The sequence below is a fragment of the Mesorhizobium sp. M0991 genome, assembly GCF_040318915.1.
Lineage (GTDB): Bacteria > Pseudomonadota > Alphaproteobacteria > Rhizobiales > Rhizobiaceae > Mesorhizobium.
In genome coordinates, this window is record NZ_JAMYNE010000023.1 from 12,571 (window position 1) to 29,756 (window position 17,186).

Sequence of the window (17,186 nt, forward strand, 5' to 3'; positions counted from 1 at the left end):
TCATGGCGACCTTCACGCATGGAGGCCGCATCGCTCACCTCCGGCCGAAAAATCATGCTTCCCTATGCGAGACCGATCCTGTCGTTCGGCCAAAGCGTTTCGCAAGGCTTTAGTTCAATCTCTTTCCTGGCGAAATCAGTGTCAGTGCATGGCATTGCTGAAGGTCGTCCACGAAGATCAAACTGCGGGTATCGTGCATGCAGCATTCCGGGGCATCGAGCGGCAGGCCGCACAGCCCCCCAACATGGTAGCTACTTCGCGGTCGAAGTCATCTACCGGTCAGGTTCTGCTCTTTTGCTGGGAGCTCGCTTCGCACGAACACGTCCAGCACTTGCGCGATATCGACCCCTGACGGCGATCCATTGCGCACCATACCCCTCGATACCGCCGAGCGCATGGCTCCAATGACGCAGCATGCCGCGACGAGCGCTGCCACGGCATCGCCGTCGGTCTCGGTCAAAAGCTGCTCCGCCAGCGCCCTTGCTCCTCGCGGAATTTGATCGACATCTTCACCACCAAGCGACCACTGACGATTTTCTTCCGTCACGGCAACACCTCCCGGACTATTCGATTTGACCATTGGCGGCCGAGCTGCCGGAGCGGATCTCCGATTGCCACCGTCAGCACATGAGACAGCCCGATCGCGACCGCGATCGAGAGCGTTGCCGTCGCCGGAGCGTCCAGGAATTGGCCAAGCGACCAGTTGAACAGCGCCAGCACCGGCAGATGGATCAGATAGAGGGCATAGGAGATGCCTCCCAAGCGGCGCAGCATCCGCCCCGGCCAGTTCACAGAATCATCCCGCAAGGTCGCCCTTGTCACGATCCACCCGCACATCAGCGCCAGCACGGCAGTCGCCACGCCATGCATCGCCGGCGGCAAGATCGCCAACATGAAGGCCGCGATCGACATCCAGAACGCCGCTTCCATGTTGCCGATCACCCGCAGGTGTTCCGCCAGACGGGGCCATGCGCTTGTGCCCATGGTTGCTCCGATCGCCAGCCCGACCGCGATTGCATCGATGCGGAACGTCCAAAGCGTCCCGCCCCAGGGCCGCAGCGTGAACGTCCCGACCACGAGAACGAGTCCGGCCAGCGCGAGGAGCGCCCGCCGCGGTAGCAAGAACACCAGGAGCGGAGCCAGTAGATAAAATTGCATCTCGGCGGCAATCGACCAGAATGGCCCAAACGCAAAGGCGTTCCCGCATCCTGTGGCGCCCCCGAAACAGGGTGCCCAATGCGCATTCGAGATGAAGGCGAATGCTGCCTTCGCGTCTGCAGGCTCAACGCCGCTTCCCGGGATGATCAACCCGATCGAGAGGATGGCGCCGACGCACCAGGCCAGCGGCACGATCCGCATAGCACGCCTGACATAGAAGGCGGAGGCCGCCTCGAGCGCACCGCGCTCGAGGCGCAGGCTTCGCAATGAGCGTTCCACCACCAGGCCGGAAATCACAAAGAACAGGTCGACCCCGACGCTCCACGCCGGCGCAAACAGCAGAGCGGCGACCGTCCCGCCTTCTCCGAAGACCGGCCCGACATGCGACAGCACCACCAGCCCGATCGCCAGGCCTCGCAATTCATCCAGCCCCGATAGGCGGGCTTTTTGTCCCATCCAAATATCACGCTCGACAATCATCACAACTTTGATTTAATCATAGGGCACACAAGCGAGGCAAGGAATGCATGCACGCCTGACATTTGTCGCAGTCGCGGCTGCCCTTAGATTGGCGCCCCACGCTTCGGCCCAGTCGCTCACGCATGATCCGAACGCCTGGCGCGCCGTCGCCTATGCCGATCTCGAGCTCCCGAACTCGGAAGCCGTGCCCTACGCCTCCCTATGGGCCGACCGACTGAAGAAGAACAACGACGCCTACGTGGCCAAAGGCGATACACGCTTTGCGGTCGCCAACGCGCCGGCTTCCGAGAGTCACATCGTCGTTCGCAGCCCGACCAAAACCGTCGTCCTCTCGGTCCTGCACACGCTCACCGGCTGCTCGCCGATCCGCACCGATCCTGTCGGCAATGCCACGCTGAAACGATGTCCCATGCGCTTGGCGATCTACCAGAACGGCCGATCAACGGTCGCTGACGCTGGCTCCGGCTGTTTCATCGAATATGGCGCGCAACCGAATAACGTCCGCCCCGACCTCGCTCGGAATGGTGCGATGGGTTCATATGATGTTCAGGCCAAAAGCATTCGGGCCGGCATCGTATTCCAAGGTGAAATCGCCCCGGAATGCCAATTCCGGGTCCCTGTCCCGCAACCCTAGAGGAAGCAGCCCACGCCGTTGTGTTTCGGCAACCTCGATATCCCCAAGGAGCGCAATCATGATCGACACGGAGAACCTGACGTTATTCAGGACACCAGCCTGCCACCGGCCATCGCCAACGGATCAAGGCTTCCCTGACGGCGCGCGATGCGCGGCCTTGACCGCGGCTCCTGCCGGCGGCCACGGCGGGATGATGTTCCGGAGATCTGCCATGGCCAGCCGGACAATCTTCGCAACTCTAGCCGTCTTGATCTCGCCGGCAATCGCGCAAGAACTTGATCCGCTCAAGGCTCCGCAGGGATCATATGTAGCGTCCACACACACATGTGCCGATCTCGACCAAGGCGTCGGCGCTCTCGAACTTGCCGAGTTCGACGGCGACGCAATCACCGTCGGCGCAAGCACCTGCAAGATAGCAGGCACCCGTCATGCAGACGATGCGTTCCAAGCCTCATGTACAGAGCGTGGCAGCAGCTCCCCGGTCATCACGCCGATGAAGATTACGCGCCCATCCAGCGACGCGCTCTCCATCAATGGCGCCATCTATAATTTCTGCCCGGGGAAGTAAGATGCTGCGTCCCTTCCCAATACTCCTCTCCGCGCTCCTGGTCGTTGGAAAAGCGCCTGTTGCGCAAGCGAATTCCTTCGATCAGGATGCAAGTTCTTGCGATCTCCATGACAAAACAACCTTGCGTTCCCTTTGTACGAACGGTGCGGGTCTGCCGAGCTATCCGTCCACGCAAGAGATGACGGAGCGCAGCCCGAACATCGCCAATATGATTGTCGACGCCGCCAACAAGTATGGTGTTGATCCCAAGCTCGCTCTTGCCGTGTCCGCTCACGAAGGCGCGATGTCAGCATGTGCCGGCTCCTTCAGTGGCGTTCTTGGACCGATGCAGCTTACGGGGGCGACCGGCCGGGCCTACGGAATGGATCGGGGCATCTTGTCCGAAAACATTGAAGGCGGCGTAATGACGCTTCGCGATGCCGTCAAATCGTGCGGCGGCACGTCAAGTATTCGCTGCCTCGCCGATCGTTACAACGGCAGCACTGAAAGCCAGCGCCGTAACTGGACGAACGACGTAAACCGCCGCTATGCCGCCCTCAATTCGGCCGGCCAATCCATTCCTCAGGGATGCGGCGCGCAAGCGGTCTGCCAAATGGGACCAGGCGACTTTCCAACGCCCAGTGGTGGTGACACAAAACTCGCTTCATCCGCTCCCGGTCCCGCCGGCAGCGACATCAACGTTGCCCCTGGTCAGGTGTGACCCCGCCTTCCCGTTGAAGGCCACGCCGTCGGCCCGCCGCCTTCAATGGGAGAGATTGCGCGACGAGAGCTTTCCAAATCCCCGTTTCAGATGGCTCGCCAGCTCCTGGCGCACATCATCAGGCCATTGCTCCATCCCAACGCAATTCACTTCGGCCGCAACCAGCGACCAGTACAGCAGATCCGCGTGTCGTCCTTCGAACAGAGCCGCCACGATGAACTGTCCGATCACCAACGTGATTGTCTCGGGCTTGCCTTTCTTCCGCAGAAATTCCGAAACCTCTTCCACCGATGGTTTCGGGTGGCAATCGACGAACGCCGCCGCTTCCCTATAGAGCGCATCGTCTCCTGCGACTTGCCAGATATTCGCTTGCATCGTGAACCCTTCAGCAATGATGCCAATGCATCGACGCTGGCGGATTTTCTGATGCGAGTCAAAGAAATATAAGATAGATTTTTTGCTTATCGTAGCAAATAAGTCTACGCTGATTGTTTAGCATCTTCTACTTTTCTTGTCTCTACTGGCTTGTCCTGCGTCCCTTTTTGGCCGGAGGCAGCCGCTTCTTCTCGGAGGTTGCCCCAGCGGGGCTGGCTGCCTCTCTCAAAGAAGGAACACCACTGAACTCCGTCATCGAGCGCTTCACGGCACGCGTGGCCTCAATATGCCGCGCAATTTCGGTGAAGCTGAAGCCGAACGTCTCGATGTCCCGCTTCACGCTGTCGTCGTCACCAGTCCGACCAATGAGCGTCCACACCGGAACCTTCAGGTGCCGCGCCAGCCGCTCCAGGGTGACGAATGTCGGGTTCCCCTTCCCCGTCCGCAACTGGTAGAGCGTGCCGCGCGATAGCCCCGTAGCATCGGCAAAACTTGCATAGTCCGGGTACTCGTTCTCGATTTGGCGAAGTCGCAGCGCGAGCAGGATCGAAAGCCAACCATCGCTGTCTTCTGTCTTGTTTTTAAATATCGGCACAGCTGCCCCCCTGCTTATCGTTCGGAATATGACGGCCATTTTTTGCAGAATGTCTAGTGCTCAGGGCTTGTAGCCGAAACGATAACTCATTGCCCTATTAAAGTGTCGCGGCATCCTCCCCATACTCAGCAAAGTGACGGGCTTACAGCTTTTGACCCGCTAAATCGTTCCAGATGTACGATAGCATTTGACCATTTCTGCATGCCCTGTTGAAATGAATAATTAAATGAATCCGGTTTGGATCTCGTGTCCCCTTACTAATGAATTTGTCGTGTGCCACCCAATCCGGAGGGACAACCCTGATCTCTGCCCTTGCGGCAGGCAGGCCCTGCAATCGTTGCCCGACCACTTCGAATGACCTGGTTCAGTCGACCAGAAGCGAGACCTCGACGCCGGTGCTTCTGGCGATTACACTCAAGGCGGGGCCGCAAGGCTTGGCCCCGGCACCAAACTCTATGCCTGTTCGAGATGGAAATGGCGCCGGGTAAACTCTGAAGCCGATACCCCAAAAACCGCACCATGCCCCAGCCGTCGAAAAACGCTTGATCCATAAGGGGCCATCCTATCTCCATTGATCATTATAATGACGATCACTCTGTGATATTATAATGATCAACGTCGAAATAGGAGACTTGCTGCCATGTTCATGAGGTTCGCGTTCGCAATTTTCGCCGGCGGCGTGCTCGCTTTCTTCGCCCTGCCCGATCAGGAAGCCGGCCTTCGCATGCTCAGCTTTTCCACTGCTTTCTTGATCCTGTCCCTCGCCGCCGTCTGTGTCATCGAATTTCTAACCCGCAGTATCGGACGTTATCGTCTTCGGTCGCCGTTACAACCGTCGCGCTGTGATGACGATCTTCCTTTGCATGACGCTGCAAAGGTCGAGCGCTCCGCCTGGTCAACGTCGGGCGTCAACCCCAAGGATTCGAAACTGGCCTGGCAGTACCGCGTCAACGATCAGCGCCTTGGCCGCTTCAAACTCTAACAGTCTCTGCGCGCCAGGATTTGCTCAATCACGCACACAGACGATCCTGCTGTTCCGTCAGGTCTGCGAGCTCCTGATACGGTAGCCCCAAATGATTCGAGGCTTGCGCAACGCAGCGTCCCGAATTCCCAAAAGGCCCCGACCGAGCCTCCCAGGAACGCCACAAAGGTGCCGATCGTCTAAAGGTCAGGTTGCGCGTTCGCGCGCAAATGGTTCTCGTAATTACCTCATGCAACGGCTCCTGATCGCTAATCTCGAGTGTTTGCGAATGGCGCTCTCAGCGATGCAGGCTTGGGCTACCTGGCCGAGGCGATCCTGCCGTCACGTCACGAGGGCTAAGTCCTGGCCCTTGAACCGCCCCGGCTATTTCGCCGGTAATGTTCAACGCGCTATTGAATCATTCTATTGATCCGATAGCGAGTTGGCGGCATTATCAGGTCCATGACAAAGGTGTCGTGGCCAAGCGCTGCGCAGGTATATCGCGCTTTAGGAGGGTACCCGGCGCGCGGCAGCTACTTGTGCCGTTGCCCAGTACCAAGTCACGGGCAGGGGAAAGGCGACCGCCATCCCTCCCTCTCTGTTCGTGACGGGGATTATCGTCTTATGCTCTACTGCTTTGCAGGCTGCGATCCCGTCGACATCCAGACCGCCATTGCGGACCTGGATTTGTCGAAGCGCGCGGCCGAGCCTCTGCGTCGTGTTCGTCCGGCGGCGCCCAAAACCACGGCAGCGGACGCGCTCGCGCTCTGGTCGAGAGCGACTGCGCTCGCCGGTACGCACGGCGAAGCTTATCTTGCCTCTCGCCGTCTGCCGGCGACGTTGCCAACTTTGCGCTATCTGCCGGATTATCGGTTGGGAAAGAACCGCTTTCCCGCGCTGGTGGCTGCTCTGCAGGCCCCAGACCGTTCAATCTGTTCGGTGCAACTCACCCTCTTGCACCCGACACGGCCAGAAAAGGCAGGGCTGGACGAGCCGCGCCGCATCATCGGCCCCAGCCGGGGCTTCGCCTTGCGGCTCGCCCCAGCGGCCGCCGTCCTTGGTATTGCCGAAGGCTATGAGACCGGCCATGCCGTAATGCTGCGATACGGCCTGCCCGTCTGGTGCTCACTGGGGGCACCACGTTTGCCGTTTCTTCAGCTGCCCGAATTCGTACAGCGGATCGTCGTCTTCGCCGATCCGGACAAGCCCGGCCTCAGCGCGGCCGAACGCGTTCGCGAAGCCAACCCTGAGCGCCAGGTCCTCATTCACAGACCGCCCGACGACCGGGATTTCGCGAAGCTGTGGGAGGACGATCCGACTCCCGAGACCCTACCCTTGGATCTTCTGCTGCTCGAAACACTCGGCGCAGACACCTGAACCTCTCGGCGGGCCAACTTGCCATCAACTTTGATCACGAATTTGGCACCACTTGTTCTGGCGAAGGGTGCCTTCGAGCATCTAGAACCGGCACCAGATGCGCGCCTATCTCTGCTCGACACCCATGCCTTGGCTTCAGAAGACCGGCGCCGACGTCTTCCGTCAGAGGATACTGTCGACCACTCGGTGAAGGCGCTAACCTACCTCGCTGCACAGTCGCTCAACGAGAACTCACAACCGCCAAAAGCGGAGGAAGGATGCCGAGGAGAAGGCCCGCTTCTACATCGCGCTCGTCGGTCTCGCCGAATTCGCCGACGCCTTTCCCCGGCAGCTTTCCGGCGGCATGGCCCAGCGCGTCGGCATCGCCCGGGCGCTCACTGTCCAGCCCGAGATCCTTCTGCTCGACGAGCCGCTTGGCGCGCTCGACGCCATGACCAAGATCGGCATGCAGGAGGAACTCGCCCGCATCTGGAGCGAGGAGAACGTCACCATGGTCATGGTCACCCATGATCTGGAAGAGGCGATCTACCTTGCCGACCGGGTGCTGATCCTGCCCAGGGAGAAGGGCGGCGCGGCGCGGCGCGGCTCATCGACGTCGACCTGCCTCGCCCGCGCGACCGCAGCGAAAGCCGCTTCGTGCGCTACCGCGAAGAGTTGCTGCGCGAGTTTGGCCTGCACTGACGGAAGTGAACGGATTAGCCCATCTCTATTGGCCGGTGTGGTAACCCCGCGGGATGGGCAAGAAAAACCGCTGAGGAATGCTCAAGCGCGATCGGTCCTACGCATGAAACGACGATATCTCAACGCTTTGAGCCATATGCGGTAGCACTGGTTGGGGGACAGAAAGCCCCTCCCTTTACGCGCCAAACAGCCGCCGGTCCCAGTAGACGGGCTGGTGGAGACTCGTCCGGATCCTTGAAAACTCCGGATGCGTTGGATTGATCAGCACATTGCTATCGAGACGCGCCACGACGCTCGGCACCAGCAGGATGACGCTGCGCCGTTCTAAACACCAGGTTTCGCCAAATTCCTTGCTTACCGTCGCCGGCATCGTGTCCCAGCCGGGCAGTGACGGCTGCGAAAAGACCTCGTAGCTCAGCCCGCGCGGGATTGTGATTTCGAGGTAGTGCTGGTTGGGCGGCAGTCGGCCGCTGCCATGCACCAGCTTTTCCAACAAGGCCGTCGAATAGTGCTCGCTGGTGTAGATGATAGGACTTCCGGGCGTGTTCCATCGCCCTGGTGCGACTGTCGAGCCTGTCGCGTCGAAGATCGGGTAGGTGCCGGCCGGATCGCCGACACGAAAGGACAATAGGGTGCGATCGAGAGTCTGCGCCGTCACGCAGCACTGCCATACTTCAGACCTCCGAGGATATCGACCACCATTTCGGCGCCGAACTCGCTGAGGATAACGATGTCGATCGGTCGCTTGTCCTCAATCATCGGATGCGGCCGAAACAAGAAATCGCGTGCTTCCTCTTCGTTCTGCCAGACATCGACAGCAAGCCCCCAGACCCGCGCCACACGGGCCAATCGTGTGCCCTCATCCGACGACAGGCGATGCGCCGTCTTGCGCCGCTCGTAGGTTGCTTTGGGGATCAGCCGGTATTTGAACTGAGCATCTCCCGGGGCAACGAGATGGGCAACGCGCTCGACCACCCCAATGGGAAGTCCATTCTCGATCCGGGAGATCAGTCCGAATGGCGACCGCGCCGCCACCTCCTTAGCAGGCAGCCCCAACACGTCGGCTACATTTCCGAACGCCAGCATTCCACTCTCCATTCATGTGAGGCACAATATAGCCTCACATGATGCGCCCTGCAAGTCCCTGCGTCAGCGCGAACCGATCCGATCACCCTGCGATCCTTGCTGTCACGCGTAGCCTTTGGCGCCCGCCAGCAGCATCAATCCTACCGACACCTCGCCTGCGTAGCCCTTCGAAAAGCGCTAAGGCGGCGAGTGCGAACCGCCTTGGTCGCGAATGATTGACACCAGGAAAAACGCGTTTCCGCCGGCGCTGAACAAGGAAGCCCGGAAGAAAGAATGGCCGGGCTCGGATACGGCCCGGCCAAAGAAGGTTAAAGCCTTCAGGGAGGAACACCGTCCGGTGGAAATGGGAGGAAACCATCGAACGATTTTACCTATTTGATCTTATTTCAACGCGTTGGCGACGAATGGGATTCCAAAGAACATATAAAACGGCAAACATTTGTGCGCCACATTACAGAACGTCACAAGCGCGCGGTTCCGGTCTTGAGAGGTCACCATAGTGGCGTAGCTTCGTCGCATCATCCGGCACGAGGACATGACCGCGTGCTCTTCATGCACGCCATCGATGAAACAGTCTAAGTCGACGGATTGTCATCATGCTTCACCATCCCAGGCGGATCACGCCGCGGACGGCTACATCGCCGCCACAGCCGCTGCTTGCGGCTCTATGGTCGCCTACCTGAAACATCAGCCCATTCGAGTCTGCTGGGTTAACCACTGTCAATCCATGGGAAGCATCGTTGAACCCAATGGGTTGAACGAAACATCGGTTCAATGATTTAATCATAAGGCGAACGATCTAAAGTCGGATGGCACCTTATGAGTGACTTTGCTATTCTGGGTCGCACGGTTGGCCCCCAGCACCCGGAAATTCAGACGCTCTTGCGTCAGGCGCGGGATCAGCAGGCTCGCGTCTTGTGTTTGTGTCGGCATCCCGGGGTGCCGATGTACATCGCCGCCGTCGGCGAGGAATTGATCATCAAGCGCATGCCGAACACCGGCAAGGACCATGCGGTCGACTGTGATCGCTATGAACTGCCCCTTGCACTATCGGGAAAGGCGGAGATCCTGGGTCAAGCAATCATCGAGGATCCTGCATCGGAGGCGGCGCGGCTGAAGCTGGCCTTCGCACTGACACAAGGCAAGGCGCGACAGGGATCATCCGGCGAGGGGGCTTCCCACCATACTGTGAAGGCCGATCCGAAGAAGCTCACGCTGCGAGGCTTGCTCGACTATCTCTGGGAAGAAGCGGAGCTGACATTAATGGCACCCGGCTTTGTGGGAAAAAGAAATTGGGGGTTGGTCCGGAAATTTCTTTGGGGCGCGGCCGATGCGAAGTCGAGCCAGAAGTTCCAGTTGCGCGAGCTGCTGTTTATGCCGGCAATGTACTCCCCTGAGCACAAGGATCGCCTGGCAGCGGATCGGGAGCGGGCTTTCGCGGCGGCAGCCAAGGCCAAGCACAAGAAGATCGTGATCGGCATTGTGAAATCGCTCGATCCTGCCCGGTTTGGCGGCAAGCTGTCGGTCAAGCATATGCCCGACGCGCCGCTCTTCATGGATGAGAAAATGTTCAGGGCAGTGCCGAAGCGCTTTGCAGCAGAATTCGACCTGTGGCGACTGCACGAAAATTCGCACCTGATCACCATCGCAACGGTCATGCAGATGCCGTCCGGCATTCTGGCGATCGACGAAATCGGCTTTATGAACGTGACTGAGAGTTGGATTCCGTTTCAGCACAACGACGAAAAGGAATTGATCGAGGTCCTGACCGGGGAGCATCGGCGGTTTGTGAAAACGTTGCGCTACAACGTGCTGCCGGCGGTACCGATGGCGTTCGGTCTTCTGACCGACGTTGACCAGCAGGGAACCGCGCTTTTTGTCGTACCGCACGATGCTAACGAGGCGGTACGGGCGGAATTCGACAATCTGATTTCAAGCTGCGAGCTCGAGACCTGGCGCTGGGACGCAAGCGGCCCCCGACCGGCGCTACCGGGCAAACAGCAGCGGCTTTCGCCTCCGCCCGGCAGGCAGGCTTTGGAATATCGACCGAACAACTGAAAAGCCGAAGCGCGTGCGAGGCTGCAGCCGTAATTGGACCCAGCCAGGACATAAAAATCGTGAACAAGCGAAAGACAAGATGAGGGCAATGATTCGATGCGGTTGGCGAGGGTCCGTGAGCGCGACGAAGCGCGGACGACGGCTGGCACACCCGTAGGGCAGGCTACGCCTGAGCTTGCGTCTGGCGCCGGCGTTTGCGCTGGAAGCGATCGTTGATCGGGGCCGTGACCAGGGAGTGCGACAAGGAGAAAGCGATGCTGAAGAAATTCGACATGGATCCGGGAACGGGCATTGTCATCGCAACAGTCCTCATTTTGGTGCTGTCCGGCGCCCGGCTTTTGAACCAGTGGGACAGTCTATCGTTTTGGCGAGAGCCGGGGCTGGTCGCGGCTATTGTTCTCGGATTGATTTCGGCGATTGCGCTTGCCGTCGCGTTCGTGGTCCGGCGATGGCCTCACCAGAATGTACAGTATGATCCAACGCGCCGGGAACCAGCTATCGATTTGCAGGCGGATTCGAAGACTGACCAGCCTGGTTAGATGCGTTTCGGATATCGCGGAGGATGATGGCATTCGGATCGGGCACGTCGGCAAACTGCCACAGGCCAAGGTGCTGCTTTTTAGCGACCTCCTGCGCGACGATATAGGGAGCATGGACCGGAGCGCCGTTCGGAGTGACGGCCGCGAACGCCCAGCCGGTCGAGATCAGCGCCGTGCCGAGATCGATGCGAGAACCTCCCGCGGATCCTGAAGTAGGCTGCGCAACGCAAACGACGAAGCGCGTTTTGGTCGCGGCCTGCCAAGCGGCCGTGTAGCATTGAGGTTTGAGATCCCGGATGAGAGACACGAGCATTGCAAGGCTTGCCTCCCCGCAATCGACATGCCCCCCTGCGCTATTTGTGAAATATGTGCCTCGCAGGCAGGCTTGAACGCCGTAGAGGCGGTGGGTCTCACCGGCATAGGTCCAGGTGTCGCCTGTGCTGAACGATGCTGTGGCGGGGATCGGAAACCAGGGATTGGATTTGTCCTCGGCCAGTGCCGGAACACTGGCGAGGACGGCCGCGAGAATGCCGGCGGCGGCGAAGCCAGGTTTCATTATTGATACCTGCTCAGATTGAACCAGAACCGTTGTTTGCCGTCGGTCGTCGTGAGATCGAGATAGTTTGGCTCCGTCCTCTGCTCGCGCCGCGTCACCGCCGATGTTGGACGCGCACCGTAACCCGAACCTCTCGGGTTCGTGGCCCAAGAGGCATTCGTTGCATTCCGCGCAGCACAGAAAGCGCCGTTGCTGTCTGGCTTGTAGACAGTTTGTGAGCGAGAGCTGTTGTCGCTTCCGCTCGATTCCGTCTCAGGCGAGACGGCGATCGTGCCGTCCGGGCAGGGTTTGAATTTCTCATATCCGATACGACCGGAACTGCCGGCCTCGGGGCACTGGGGCCAGGGCTCCCCATGCGCGACCATACGGAAAGCGCGCTCGACCGGGGGCACACATTCCCCGACGCTCGCCCAACCCTGCGGGTTGAGGATGCACAGCAAGACCTTGCAGCCAAAATCATCAGCACGGGCCGGCGCCGCCGACAGAACCGACAAGGTCGGCAAAAACGCCACAACGGAAAGAACCCTGCTCATTTTCATTGTGTCTGCCTCAATTTCGCGATTGCAGTTCATCGAGTCATTGTATTAATTCAGCATTCCAGAATCGGCAACGGCGCAGGGCTATTTTAATGATTCGATCCCGCAAAACGGTGTTGGCAGCGGGTGCGATCCTGGTGACGTGCCAAGCGGCGTCTGCACAGGAAGCTTCCCGGAACTTCCAGGGCAGCGTCACGGCACCCACCGGTCGCATCGTCAATGCGGCCGTCGACGCCAAAGGCCGGGTGATGCCGGCCTACCAGGTCGAAAGCCAGGACGTTCAGCGGATCGGTGCGGCGGGAGGTGCTGACAGCGCGGCCGCTACGGTGACACCGACCTTGGCTGACAACCCCTGCCCCGGCGTCGCTGCCCTGTCGAAGGAAGAAGGACAGCGGATCGTAGAAACGGTCGCGCGCCAGCAAGGCTTTGCTCCGCCGCTCGTCTTCGCGGTTGCCCGGGCCGAAAGCCGCTTCAATACCGGTGCGCTATCGCCCAAAGGGGCCTACGGCCTGATGCAGCTTCTGCCGTCCACGGCGGCAAGCTACGGGGTCAATATCTGCGATCCCGCGGATAATGTGAAAGGTGGGATCGGCTTTCTGCGGGACCTGCATCGCAAATTTCCGAACCCGATATACATGCTCGCCGCCTACAATGCCGGCGAGATCGCGGTTCTCAAATACAAGGGCGTGCCGCCCTACCCCGAGACGGTTGGCTACGTCGCCAACGTCATCAACGATTTCTACCAATGGCCATCGGTCGGGTCTGAGGCGGTGATGCCCGCCGGGGCGGTGAGCCTTGACCTGGCCGGCGTTCAACCGGCTGCGGCCGGCGCAGCGGATCAACGAAATGATCCGACATCCCGCGCCAGCTCCCGCAATGGCAGCACAATGACGTCTCGCGAAGCGACGGCGCCGGTCTGGCAAGGCGGGATGGTGCAAGACTTTGACTGAGGAGAAGCTTTGATGACCTTGTGGAAGATGTTTGCTGCACGCAGCACTGGTGTGGCGATGCCGCTCATGCTCTTGGCAACGCAGGCGATGGCTGGGGGCGGAAATCTCCAGCCGGTGCAAAGCACGCTGCAGACGCTGGTGCAGACCCTGACCGGGCCGATCGCGACGGCCTTGGCCGTTCTGTTCTGCATTTTCATGGGCTTCATGGCCTGGGCGGCACGCCTGTCATGGTTTGTGGCCGGAAGCTGGGTCTTGGGTATCGTGCTGGTCTTCGGCTCGGCTCAGATCGTCGAATTCTTTCAATCCGCGGTCGGCAGGTGATCGGCATGGCAGACGGCCGGATCGATCCTGGCGAGCCCAAATTGTTGATCACTCCGCTGGTCAAGGGCTTGACCCGAGCGCCGACGGTGCTCGGTATCCCCTACGAGCTTGCGGGGTTCATCGGCGTGCTGACCGCTGTCGTGTTCCTTGCAACCCATAATCTGGTCATGCTCTCTATCTGCGTGCCGCTCTATGCGGTTGCCAGGATCGCAATCATGCGCGATCCCATGTTCATCGAGATCATGTTCATCCGTTCACGCAAGACGCCGCCCCGAAGCGCCAGCTTCTGGGGTGCGCGCAGTTATCGGGTGTGACCGTGGCGATCGCACGGGCTCTTCGCGATGAACTGAGTTTCGGGGCCGTTTCTCGTCGGGAGAATCCGGTTTCGGCCCATATACCCTATTCGCGGCATGTGTCCGACGAGGTGATCAAGACGCAGGACGGCATGTTGATGTCCTTCGTTCACATGAGCGGACTGTGCTTCGAGACGATCGATATCGCCGAGATCAATTCGCGCCTGCTCGGCCGCAACGATCTCATTCGGGGGTTGGCGAATTCCCGCTATGCGATCTACTCGCATATCGTGCGCCGCGAGGTGAAGCCCGCGATCGAGTCGAGCTTCGAAAACAAGTTCTGCCAAGAGCTGGACCAGCGCTATACGGCGGCCCTGCGCACCCAGCGCATGTTTGTGAACGATATCTACCTGACCATCGTGCGGCGCGAGCTGCAAGGCACGGTCGGGACGGCGGATCTCGTGATCCGCAAGCTTTTGGGACGAAGGGCTGCGAACGGTCGCTCTTCGAGCGAGGAGCGGGCGCTGATCGAACTCACGGACGTGATGAAAGCCGTCAAAGAGAGCCTGCAGGCGTATGGCGCGCGGGTTCTCACCGTCGTCAAGCGCAGTGACGTTTGGCATTCCGAGCCGCTGGAATTCCTGGTGCAGCTCGTCAATGGCGGATTTCCGCGGCCGATGGCACTGCCGCGCATGAAACTCGCGGAGGCGCTAGCGACGAAGCGGCTGTTCTTCGGCCCGAATGCGCTGGAAATTCGCGGGGCGTTCCCTGGCGAAACGCGATACGGCGCCATCATTTCGGTAGGCGAGTACCCCTCCATCACGGGACCGGGGATGCTCAACCCCATGCTGAAGGTGCCGCACGAATTCATCGTCACGCAATCCTTCGCCATCATCGACAAGCCCCAGGCGCTGACCCAGATGGAGCGGGTCGGGCGCAAGATCGACATGTCGGATGAAGCCGGCTCGATCGTGGCCGATCAACTCGGTGAAGCGCGCGATGAGCTTCTGTCCTCGGAAGCGCTCTATGGCTTGCATCATCTGACGGTGCTGTGCCTTGGGAAAACCATGGACGACGTGGCGCGCTGCGTGACCGACGTCGGCACGGCGCTGACCGAGGTGTCCGCCCTGTGGGTTCGCGAGGACCTGAATTGTGAACCTGCATTCTGGGCAACCCTGCCCGGCAATTTCGCCTATGTGGCGCGCAAGTCGATGATCTCATCGAAGAACATGGCGGGCTTCTCCGCCTTTCATAACTATCCGAGCGGCCGGACTGGCGGGGTGCATTGGGGAACGCCGATAAGCGTTCTCGAGACGACGTCGCAAACGGCCTACTTCTTCAACTTCCATGTTCGAGACCTCGGCAACTTCACTCTGAACGGCCCCTCGGGCTCGGGCAAGACGGTGCTGCTCGGCTTTCTCGCGGCACAGGCGCAGCGCATCACGCCGCGCCCCAAGCTGGTGATGATCGACAAGGACCGTGGCCTGGATATCTTCGTGCGGTCGCTTGGCGGCCGCTATGAGGTTTTGAAGGCCGGCGAGCCTTCCGGCTTCAATCCGTTGCGCCTGCCCGATACGCCGCGCAACCGGGAATTTCTCTTCCAGCTTTTCAGCTTCATGCTGCGTCGATCCGACGGACACGCCCACTCGACGCGCGAGGAGCAAGTCATCCGCAACGCGATCGCCCAGGTGGCGAGCGCGCCGCCGGAAGGTCGAACCATGGAGGAGTTCGCCGAGCTGTTGCGCGGTGCGATGCGCGCCGGCGATGACGATCTCTATTCGCGCTTGCAGCCATGGATGAGGCCCGATCAGCGCGGTTGGTTGTTCAACAACGCGGAAGACTCGTTTTCGATGTCGTCCATTTTCGGCTTCGACATGACGAGCCTGTTGAGCGACGCAACGACCAGCACGGCAGCCTTGCTCTATATCTTCCATCGCATCGAGGAGCTGCTTGACGGGCAACCGGTCATGATCTTCCTCGATGAGGGCTGGAAGCTGCTGGACAATGATATTTTCAGCTATTTCATCAAGGACAAGCTGAAAACCATTCGTAAGCTGAATGGCATCGTTGGCTTCGGCACGCAGTCAGCGGCGGACATTGTGAAGTCATCGATCGCCAACACGCTGATCGAACAGACGCCGACCAATATTTTTTTCCCCAACCCGAAGGCTGACGAGGAATCGCACAGGGCGTTCGGGCTGTCGGAGCGCGAGATCAAATGGATCCGCGAAACCCCGCCCGAAGCCCGCAAATTCCTGATCAAGCATGATCAGGACAGCGTCATTGCGCGCCTCAATCTGGGCGCGATGCCTGACGCGATCAAGATCCTCTCCGGTCGAATTGAGACGGTTCAGGAGCTCGACGCGCTGCGCGCGCGCGTCGGCGACGATCCGCAGGTTTGGTTGCCAATCTTTCTTGGGAGGGACCCGGAATGAAGACCATTATGGGCGCGACGGCCGCCCTTGTGACGATTTTCGCGGGATCGACGGTCATGGCGGCCGTGCCGGTTTCTGACAGTCCTATTCTGTCGCAGCGGAGCGAGGACAAGGCCGACAAGGTTCAAATCAAGCTCATCCAGGAGGACACGAAGTCCGCCACGCAGGGCGTCAATTGCTCGGTAACGACACCCAAAAAGGCGCAGAACGTGAAGAGCCCGAAGGCTTCGGTCGATCCGGCGAGTGGCCAGGCGTCCTTGGAACAGGCCAATCCGGACATCAAGGGCTCTTCGGCGTTCGCCTCGACCGGGTCGGGATCGGGCGCTGTCGGCGGCAATGCCGGCGAAAGGGGCCAGTTGGATATCACCGGTCAGGTTCTCGGGGGCATGAATGGCAGCATGTCAACGGTGGCCCCCAATAGGCAGTCGTTCGAGACCATGGGTCAGGATATCGGGACTGACAAAACGGTCATGGAAGCCTTCGACCGCAACAGCGCAATCCGCGCCCAAGGCGGGCTGACCTTCAACGAGGTGATCCAGGCGACGGGGTTCTTCGCCCAAGCTTTCAACGTGCGAAACATTGGCACTGCCACACTGACAAGTCGGGGATCGTCCGGCCTGGTGGTGCCCACTCCCGCGTCCCCGCCGCCTGGCTCGGGTGGCTCGACGAGCTGCCCTGGGAGTACCAGCGGCGGCGGCACGGCCGGCAACCCGTGCTGCCCGTCGGCGGACAGCGCATGCACGGCGCCGCGCACGACCGACACGGTTGAAAACGTCTCGCCCGTGCTTTCGCAAATCCAAAGGGACGCGAATCGCGCTCCCGTGACAATGACGACCGACGAACTGATGTCGGCGGTCAAGCAATATCAGGCTCAATAGGAGAA

At 60.1% G+C, this 17,186-nt stretch carries 20 protein-coding genes and 1 pseudogene; 13 read left to right on the plus strand and 8 right to left on the minus strand.

Annotation, left to right across the window (positions count from 1 at the left end):
* Positions 1-268: 268 nt before the first annotated feature.
* Entirely contained in the window at positions 269-547 is a 279-nt protein-coding gene (locus tag NKH70_RS26295; RefSeq protein WP_353026441.1) for a hypothetical protein, read from the minus strand.
* Positions 544-1,614, minus strand: coding sequence for an acyltransferase family protein (locus NKH70_RS26300; RefSeq protein WP_353026443.1), 1,071 nt, complete (start codon positions 1,612-1,614; stop codon positions 544-546). Before NKH70_RS26300 ends, NKH70_RS26295 begins: the two co-directional genes overlap by 4 nt.
* Before the next feature lie 67 nt (positions 1,615-1,681).
* On the opposite strand from NKH70_RS26300, the gene NKH70_RS26305 reads away from it, so the two are divergent.
* From NKH70_RS26305 to NKH70_RS26315, 3 genes are all read left to right on the plus strand, one after another.
* Complete coding sequence (locus NKH70_RS26305; RefSeq protein WP_353026444.1) at positions 1,682-2,272, plus strand: hypothetical protein; 591 nt, start codon at positions 1,682-1,684, stop codon at positions 2,270-2,272.
* Between the two features lie 211 nt (positions 2,273-2,483).
* Positions 2,484-2,840, plus strand: a complete 357-nt coding sequence (locus NKH70_RS26310) for a hypothetical protein (RefSeq protein WP_353026445.1) — start codon at positions 2,484-2,486, stop codon at positions 2,838-2,840.
* Position 2,841: 1 nt separating this feature from the next.
* Positions 2,842-3,540, plus strand: a complete 699-nt coding sequence (locus NKH70_RS26315) for a transglycosylase SLT domain-containing protein (protein ID WP_353026447.1) — start codon at positions 2,842-2,844, stop codon at positions 3,538-3,540.
* Between the two features lie 42 nt (positions 3,541-3,582).
* On the opposite strand, the gene NKH70_RS26320 is transcribed toward NKH70_RS26315, so the two are convergent.
* Positions 3,583-3,915, minus strand: coding sequence for a hypothetical protein (locus NKH70_RS26320; RefSeq protein ID WP_353026448.1), 333 nt, complete (start codon positions 3,913-3,915; stop codon positions 3,583-3,585).
* Between the two features lie 142 nt (positions 3,916-4,057).
* Positions 4,058-4,510, minus strand: a complete 453-nt coding sequence (locus NKH70_RS26325) for a helix-turn-helix domain-containing protein (protein WP_352907190.1) — start codon at positions 4,508-4,510, stop codon at positions 4,058-4,060.
* 640 nt (positions 4,511-5,150) lie between these two features.
* On the opposite strand from NKH70_RS26325, the gene NKH70_RS26330 reads away from it, so the two are divergent.
* The 3 genes and pseudogenes from NKH70_RS26330 to NKH70_RS26340 all read left to right on the plus strand — a co-directional run.
* Complete coding sequence (locus NKH70_RS26330) at positions 5,151-5,492, plus strand: hypothetical protein (protein ID WP_353026450.1); 342 nt, start codon at positions 5,151-5,153, stop codon at positions 5,490-5,492.
* A gap of 603 nt (positions 5,493-6,095) precedes the next feature.
* Complete coding sequence (locus NKH70_RS26335; RefSeq protein WP_353026451.1) at positions 6,096-6,848, plus strand: DUF7146 domain-containing protein; 753 nt, start codon at positions 6,096-6,098, stop codon at positions 6,846-6,848.
* Between the two features lie 259 nt (positions 6,849-7,107).
* Positions 7,108-7,529 (plus strand): annotated as a pseudogene (locus NKH70_RS26340) (ABC transporter ATP-binding protein); the annotation flags it as partial.
* Between the two features lie 175 nt (positions 7,530-7,704).
* Here NKH70_RS26340 and NKH70_RS26345 read toward each other — a convergent pair.
* Both NKH70_RS26345 and NKH70_RS26350 read right to left on the minus strand, forming a co-directional pair.
* The gene (locus NKH70_RS26345; RefSeq protein ID WP_353026452.1) at positions 7,705-8,187 is read right to left on the minus strand and encodes an RES family NAD+ phosphorylase; all 483 of its coding nucleotides are present in this window, start codon (positions 8,185-8,187) and stop codon (positions 7,705-7,707) included.
* Positions 8,184-8,615 (minus strand): Xre family toxin-antitoxin system antitoxin, encoded by a 432-nt coding sequence (locus NKH70_RS26350; protein ID WP_023755433.1) that lies wholly within the window; start codon positions 8,613-8,615, stop codon positions 8,184-8,186. The genes NKH70_RS26345 and NKH70_RS26350 overlap by 4 nt, the downstream gene beginning before the upstream one ends.
* A gap of 819 nt (positions 8,616-9,434) precedes the next feature.
* Here NKH70_RS26350 and NKH70_RS26355 point away from each other — a divergent pair.
* Positions 9,435-10,673 carry a DUF1173 family protein gene (locus NKH70_RS26355; RefSeq protein WP_353026454.1) on the plus strand — a complete coding sequence of 413 codons (1,239 nt, stop codon included), beginning with the start codon at positions 9,435-9,437 and terminating at the stop codon, positions 10,671-10,673.
* Positions 10,674-10,927: 254 nt separating this feature from the next.
* Positions 10,928-11,212, plus strand: coding sequence for a hypothetical protein (locus NKH70_RS26360; protein WP_353026455.1), 285 nt, complete (start codon positions 10,928-10,930; stop codon positions 11,210-11,212).
* On the opposite strand, the gene NKH70_RS26365 is transcribed toward NKH70_RS26360, so the two are convergent.
* Both NKH70_RS26365 and NKH70_RS26370 read right to left on the minus strand, forming a co-directional pair.
* Positions 11,169-11,768: a thermonuclease family protein gene (locus tag NKH70_RS26365; RefSeq protein ID WP_353026457.1), complete on the minus strand. Its 600-nt coding sequence runs from the start codon at positions 11,766-11,768 to the stop codon at positions 11,169-11,171. The two genes, NKH70_RS26360 and NKH70_RS26365, sit on opposite strands and share 44 nt — an antisense overlap.
* The gene (locus NKH70_RS26370) at positions 11,768-12,307 is read right to left on the minus strand and encodes a hypothetical protein (protein ID WP_353026458.1); all 540 of its coding nucleotides are present in this window, start codon (positions 12,305-12,307) and stop codon (positions 11,768-11,770) included. Before NKH70_RS26370 ends, NKH70_RS26365 begins: the two co-directional genes overlap by 1 nt.
* A gap of 110 nt (positions 12,308-12,417) precedes the next feature.
* Between NKH70_RS26370 and NKH70_RS26375 the strand changes: the two genes are divergently transcribed.
* The 5 genes from NKH70_RS26375 to NKH70_RS26395 are packed head-to-tail and all read left to right on the plus strand — an operon-like array spanning position 12,418 to position 17,181.
* On the plus strand, positions 12,418-13,254 hold the full coding sequence (locus tag NKH70_RS26375) for a lytic transglycosylase domain-containing protein (protein WP_353026514.1): 837 nt from the start codon (positions 12,418-12,420) through the stop codon (positions 13,252-13,254).
* 12 nt (positions 13,255-13,266) lie between these two features.
* A complete protein-coding gene (locus tag NKH70_RS26380; protein ID WP_023819752.1) occupies positions 13,267-13,575 on the plus strand; it encodes a TrbC/VirB2 family type IV secretion system protein in 309 nt (102 codons plus the stop codon).
* A gap of 5 nt (positions 13,576-13,580) precedes the next feature.
* Complete coding sequence (locus NKH70_RS26385) at positions 13,581-13,889, plus strand: VirB3 family type IV secretion system protein (RefSeq protein ID WP_023819753.1); 309 nt, start codon at positions 13,581-13,583, stop codon at positions 13,887-13,889.
* 2 nt (positions 13,890-13,891) lie between these two features.
* Positions 13,892-16,303 carry a VirB4 family type IV secretion/conjugal transfer ATPase gene (locus tag NKH70_RS26390; RefSeq protein ID WP_353026460.1) on the plus strand — a complete coding sequence of 804 codons (2,412 nt, stop codon included), beginning with the start codon at positions 13,892-13,894 and terminating at the stop codon, positions 16,301-16,303.
* A complete protein-coding gene (locus NKH70_RS26395) occupies positions 16,300-17,181 on the plus strand; it encodes a hypothetical protein (RefSeq protein ID WP_353026461.1) in 882 nt (293 codons plus the stop codon). Before NKH70_RS26390 ends, NKH70_RS26395 begins: the two co-directional genes overlap by 4 nt.
* Positions 17,182-17,186 lie beyond the last annotated feature (5 nt).